This is a genomic window from Vibrio sp. L85 (assembly GCF_963871815.1).
Taxonomy (GTDB): Bacteria; Pseudomonadota; Gammaproteobacteria; order Enterobacterales; family Vibrionaceae; genus Vibrio; species Vibrio harveyi.
Map to the genome: position 1 here is coordinate 1 of NZ_CAWMYL010000165.1, position 832 is coordinate 832.

The window sequence follows — 832 nt, forward strand, 5'->3', positions numbered from 1 at the left end:
AGGCTTTTCTAAGGATTTTTCTAACATCTAATATCAGGGGTGTTTATGTTAAATGAGTTTCCTCTAACGAAAAGGCTTGGTAATAGACCAAGCCTTTAACAAGAAAGTTGACGTCTTAAACGTCGTTTGTTGGATGCCAGATCCCTGAGCCTGATTTAGTAGTGGTAGCGACACGAAATTATCGTTATCGCTTGATCATCAACTGCATAAACAAGTCTGTTAGTGTCATCAATACGACGAGACCAAAAACCAGACAAGTTCTCTTTTAACTGCTCTGGTTTACCGATGCCCTCAAATGGGGAGCGCTTGGTATCATTGATGAGTTTGTTGATGCGTTTGAGTGTTTTCTTGTCTTGAGTTTGCCAATACAGATAGTCACCCCAAGCGTCATTAGTCCACGACAATAAACGTTGACTACTACTCATCAATTAACTCTTGTGCTGTTGTTTTACCTGCACGGTACTGTGCTATAGAACGGTTTAAGTGTTCAACGTTTTGAGGAGAGCGTAGTAAGTGAACTGTCTCCATAAGGCTATTGTAGTAATCTAAAGACATAACCACAGCATCCTCAGAGTCACGACGTGTAATGACTGTTGTGTCTGCGTCATTAACTACACCGTCTAAAACAGCTTTAAGGCCGTTTCTAGCTTCAGTAAAAGATACAATTCTCATAAGAACCTCTACATGTACAGTTAATGGAACAAGTATAGCGTCCATTATTCTACTTGTACATTAAATTGAACATGCTGTATTAATAAGGCAACTAACGAGCCTTTTAAGGTGAGCAACGCATAGTAAAAATGCCACGCGTTGCGAATCACTCTTAAACAGT

General features: G+C 39.8%; 2 protein-coding genes. Both read right to left on the reverse strand.

What is annotated here, in order from left to right; translation table 11 throughout:
* Positions 1-155 precede the first annotated feature (155 nt).
* Positions 156-425 (reverse strand): Txe/YoeB family addiction module toxin, encoded by a 270-nt coding sequence (locus AACR11_RS15830; RefSeq protein ID WP_017191054.1) that lies wholly within the window; start codon positions 423-425, stop codon positions 156-158.
* Positions 418-672, reverse strand: coding sequence for a type II toxin-antitoxin system Phd/YefM family antitoxin (locus tag AACR11_RS15835; protein WP_017191055.1), 255 nt, complete (start codon positions 670-672; stop codon positions 418-420). Before AACR11_RS15835 ends, AACR11_RS15830 begins: the two co-directional genes overlap by 8 nt.
* Positions 673-832: the final 160 nt, after the last annotated feature.

Bases quoted from the DNA above. Each gene is read 5' to 3' on its own strand.
- AACR11_RS15830 (WP_017191054.1), bottom strand. From the start codon at position 425: ATGAGTAGTAGTCAACGTTTATTGTCGTGGACTAATGACGCTTGGGGT.
- AACR11_RS15835 (WP_017191055.1), bottom strand. From the start codon at position 672: ATGAGAATTGTATCTTTTACTGAAGCTAGAAACGGCCTTAAAGCTGTT.